Raw genomic sequence first — 4798 nt, 5'->3', positions numbered from 1 at the left:
GGATGAGTTGCGAACGGGTGAGTAACGCGTAGGTAACCTGCCTGGTAGCGGGGGATAACTATTGGAAACGATAGCTAATACCGCATAAGAGTAGATGTTGCATGACATTTGCTTAAAAGGTGCAATTGCATCACTACCAGATGGACCTGCGTTGTATTAGCTAGTTGGTGGGGTAACGGCTCACCAAGGCGACGATACATAGCCGACCTGAGAGGGTGATCGGCCACACTGGGACTGAGACACGGCCCAGACTCCTACGGGAGGCAGCAGTAGGGAATCTTCGGCAATGGACGGAAGTCTGACCGAGCAACGCCGCGTGAGTGAAGAAGGTTTTCGGATCGTAAAGCTCTGTTGTAAGAGAAGAACGAGTGTGAGAGTGGAAAGTTCACACTGTGACGGTATCTTACCAGAAAGGGACGGCTAACTACGTGCCAGCAGCCGCGGTAATACGTAGGTCCCGAGCGTTGTCCGGATTTATTGGGCGTAAAGCGAGCGCAGGCGGTTAGATAAGTCTGAAGTTAAAGGCTGTGGCTTAACCATAGTACGCTTTGGAAACTGTTTAACTTGAGTGCAAGAGGGGAGAGTGGAATTCCATGTGTAGCGGTGAAATGCGTAGATATATGGAGGAACACCGGTGGCGAAAGCGGCTCTCTGGCTTGTAACTGACGCTGAGGCTCGAAAGCGTGGGGAGCAAACAGGATTAGATACCCTGGTAGTCCACGCCGTAAACGATGAGTGCTAGGTGTTAGACCCTTTCCGGGGTTTAGTGCCGCAGCTAACGCATTAAGCACTCCGCCTGGGGAGTACGACCGCAAGGTTGAAACTCAAAGGAATTGACGGGGGCCCGCACAAGCGGTGGAGCATGTGGTTTAATTCGAAGCAACGCGAAGAACCTTACCAGGTCTTGACATCCCTCTGACCGCTCTAGAGATAGAGTTTTCCTTCGGGACAGAGGTGACAGGTGGTGCATGGTTGTCGTCAGCTCGTGTCGTGAGATGTTGGGTTAAGTCCCGCAACGAGCGCAACCCCTATTGTTAGTTGCCATCATTCAGTTGGGCACTCTAGCGAGACTGCCGGTAATAAACCGGAGGAAGGTGGGGATGACGTCAAATCATCATGCCCCTTATGACCTGGGCTACACACGTGCTACAATGGCTGGTACAACGAGTCGCAAGCCGGTGACGGCAAGCTAATCTCTTAAAGCCAGTCTCAGTTCGGATTGTAGGCTGCAACTCGCCTACATGAAGTCGGAATCGCTAGTAATCGCGGATCAGCACGCCGCGGTGAATACGTTCCCGGGCCTTGTACACACCGCCCGTCACACCACGAGAGTTTGTAACACCCGAAGTCGGTGAGGTAACCGTAAGGAGCCAGCCGCCTAAGGTGGGATAGATGATTGGGGTGAAGTCGTAACAAGGTAGCCGTATCGGAAGGTGCGGCTGGATCACCTCCTTTCTAAGGATAAGGAACTGCGCATTGGTCTTGTTTAGTCTTGAGAGGTCTTGTGGGGCCTTAGCTCAGCTGGGAGAGCGCCTGCTTTGCACGCAGGAGGTCAGCGGTTCGATCCCGCTAGGCTCCATTGGTGAGAGATCACCAAGTAATGCACATTGAAAATTGAATATCTATATCAAATAGTAACAAGAAAATAAACCGAAAACGCTGTAGTATTAATAAGAGTTTATGACTGAAAGGTCAAAAAATAAGGTTAAGTTAATAAGGGCGCACGGTGGATGCCTTGGCACTAGGAGCCGAAGAAGGACGTGACAAACGACGATATGCCTTGGGTAGCTGTAAGTAAGCGATGATCCAGGGATTTCCGAATGGGGGAACCCAACAGGTACTACCTGTTACCCACATCTGTTAAGGATGTGAGGAGGAAGACGCAGTGAACTGAAACATCTAAGTAGCTGCAGGAAGAGAAAGCAAAAGCGATTGCCTTAGTAGCGGCGAGCGAAACGGCAGGAGGGCAAACCGAAGAGTTTACTCTTCGGGGTTGTAGGACTGCAATGTGGACTCAAAGATTATAGAAGAATGATTTGGGAAGATCAGCCAAAGAGAGTAATAGCCTCGTATTTAAAATAGTCTTTGTACCTAGCAGTATCCTGAGTACGGCGGGACACGTGAAATCCCGTCGGAATCTGGGAGGACCATCTCCCAACCCTAAATACTCCCTAGTGACCGATAGTGAACCAGTACCGTGAGGGAAAGGTGAAAAGCACCCCGGGAGGGGAGTGAAATAGAACCTGAAACCGTGTGCCTACAAGAAGTTCGAGCCCGTTAATGGGTGAGAGCGTGCCTTTTGTAGAATGAACCGGCGAGTTACGTTATGATGCGAGGTTAAGTTGAAGAGACGGAGCCGTAGGGAAACCGAGTCTGAATAGGGCGAATTAGTATCATGACGTAGACCCGAAACCATGTGACCTACCCATGAGCAGGTTGAAGGTGCGGTAAGACGCACTGGAGGACCGAACCAGGGCACGTTGAAAAGTGCTTGGATGACTTGTGGGTAGCGGAGAAATTCCAAACGAACTTGGAGATAGCTGGTTCTCTCCGAAATAGCTTTAGGGCTAGCGTCGACATTAGAGATTCTTGGAGGTAGAGCACTGTTTGGGTGAGGGGTCCATCCCGGATTACCAATCTCAGATAAACTCCGAATGCCAATGAATTATGGTCGGCAGTCAGACTGCGAGTGCTAAGATCCGTAGTCGAAAGGGAAACAGCCCAGACCACCAGCTAAGGTCCCAAAATAATTGTTAAGTGGAAAAGGATGTGGGGTTGCACAGACAACTAGGATGTTAGCTTAGAAGCAGCTATTCATTCAAAGAGTGCGTAATAGCTCACTAGTCGAGTGACCCTGCGCCGAAAATGTACCGGGGCTAAAACAATTTACCGAAGCTGTGGATACCTTTATAGGTATGGTAGGAGAGCGTTCTATGTGTGATGAAGGTGTACCGTGAGGAGTGCTGGAACGCATAGAAGTGAGAATGCCGGTATGAGTAGCGAAAGACAGGTGAGAATCCTGTCCACCGTAAGACTAAGGTTTCCAGGGGAAGGCTCGTCCGCCCTGGGTTAGTCGGGACCTAAGGAGAGACCGAAAGGTGTATCCGATGGACAACAGGTTGATATTCCTGTACTAGAGTATGTAGTGATGGAGGGACGCAGTAGGCTAACTAAAGCAGACGATTGGAAGTGTCTGTCTAAGCAGTGAGGTGTGAACTGAGTCAAATGCTTAGTTCTATAACATTGAGCTGTGATGGGGAGCGAAGTTTAGTAGCGAAGTTAGTGACGTCACACTGCCAAGAAAAGCTTCTAGCGTTTAAACATACTCTACCCGTACCGCAAACCGACACAGGTAGTCGAGGCGAGTAGCCTCAGGTGAGCGAGAGAACTCTCGTTAAGGAACTCGGCAAAATGACCCCGTAACTTCGGGAGAAGGGGTGCTGACTTTAAGTCAGCCGCAGTGAATAGGCCCAAGCAACTGTTTATCAAAAACACAGCTCTCTGCTAAATCGTAAGATGATGTATAGGGGGTGACGCCTGCCCGGTGCTGGAAGGTTAAGAGGAGTGCTTAGCGTAAGCGAAGGTATGAATTGAAGCCCCAGTAAACGGCGGCCGTAACTATAACGGTCCTAAGGTAGCGAAATTCCTTGTCGGGTAAGTTCCGACCCGCACGAAAGGCGTAATGATTTGGGCACTGTCTCAACGAGAGACTCGGTGAAATTTTAGTACCTGTGAAGATGCAGGTTACCCGCGACAGGACGGAAAGACCCCATGGAGCTTTACTGCAGTTTGATATTGAGTGTCTGTACCACATGTACAGGATAGGTAGGAGTCTATGAGATCGGGACGCCAGTTTCGAAGGAGACGTTGTTGGGATACTACCCTTGTGTTATGGCCACTCTAACCCGGATAGGTGATCCCTATCGGAGACAGTGTCTGACGGGCAGTTTGACTGGGGCGGTCGCCTCCTAAAAGGTAACGGAGGCGCCCAAAGGTTCCCTCAGAATGGTTGGAAATCATTCGCAGAGTGTAAAGGTATAAGGGAGCTTGACTGCGAGAGCTACAACTCGAGCAGGGACGAAAGTCGGGCTTAGTGATCCGGTGGTTCCGTATGGAAGGGCCATCGCTCAACGGATAAAAGCTACCCTGGGGATAACAGGCTTATCTCCCCCAAGAGTTCACATCGACGGGGAGGTTTGGCACCTCGATGTCGGCTCGTCGCATCCTGGGGCTGTAGTCGGTCCCAAGGGTTGGGCTGTTCGCCCATTAAAGCGGCACGCGAGCTGGGTTCAGAACGTCGTGAGACAGTTCGGTCCCTATCCGTCGCGGGCGTAGGAAATTTGAGAGGATCTGCTCCTAGTACGAGAGGACCAGAGTGGACTTACCGCTGGTGTACCAGTTGTCTTGCCAAAGGCATCGCTGGGTAGCTATGTAGGGAAGGGATAAACGCTGAAAGCATCTAAGTGTGAAACCCACCTCAAGATGAGATTTCCCATGATTTTATATCAGTAAGAGCCCTGAGAGATGATCAGGTAGATAGGTTAGAAGTGGAAGTGTGGCGACACATGTAGCGGACTAATACTAATAGCTCGAGGACTTATCCAAAGTAACTGAGAATATGAAAGCGAACGGTTTTCTTGGTTTGAATAGATATTCAATTTTGAGTAGGTATTACTCAGAGTTAAGTGACGATAGCCTAGGAGATACACCTGTACCCATGCCGAACACAGAAGTTAAGCCCTAGAACGCCGGAAGTAGTTGGGGGTTGCCCCCTGTGAGATATGGAAGTCGCTTAGCT

General features: G+C 50.2%; 1 tRNA gene and 3 rRNA genes. All 4 read left to right on the top strand.

Features of this window, described 5'->3' with window-relative positions:
• Positions 1 to 1455, top strand: a 16S ribosomal RNA gene (locus M1G12_RS09845); the annotation flags it as partial.
• A gap of 51 nt (positions 1456 to 1506) precedes the next feature.
• Positions 1507 to 1579 (top strand) — tRNA-Ala (locus tag M1G12_RS09840).
• Positions 1580 to 1703: 124 nt separating this feature from the next.
• Positions 1704 to 4605, top strand: a 23S ribosomal RNA gene (locus M1G12_RS09835).
• A 76-nt stretch (positions 4606 to 4681) separates the two neighbouring features.
• Positions 4682 to 4797, top strand: a 5S ribosomal RNA gene (gene rrf / locus M1G12_RS09830).
• Position 4798: the final 1 nt, after the last annotated feature.

The sequence above is a fragment of the Streptococcus mitis genome, assembly GCF_023110375.1.
GTDB lineage: Bacteria > Bacillota > Bacilli > Lactobacillales > Streptococcaceae > Streptococcus > Streptococcus mitis_CI.
Note: the sequence above shows the minus strand (reverse complement) of the source record. Positions and strands in the feature narration are given on the sequence as shown.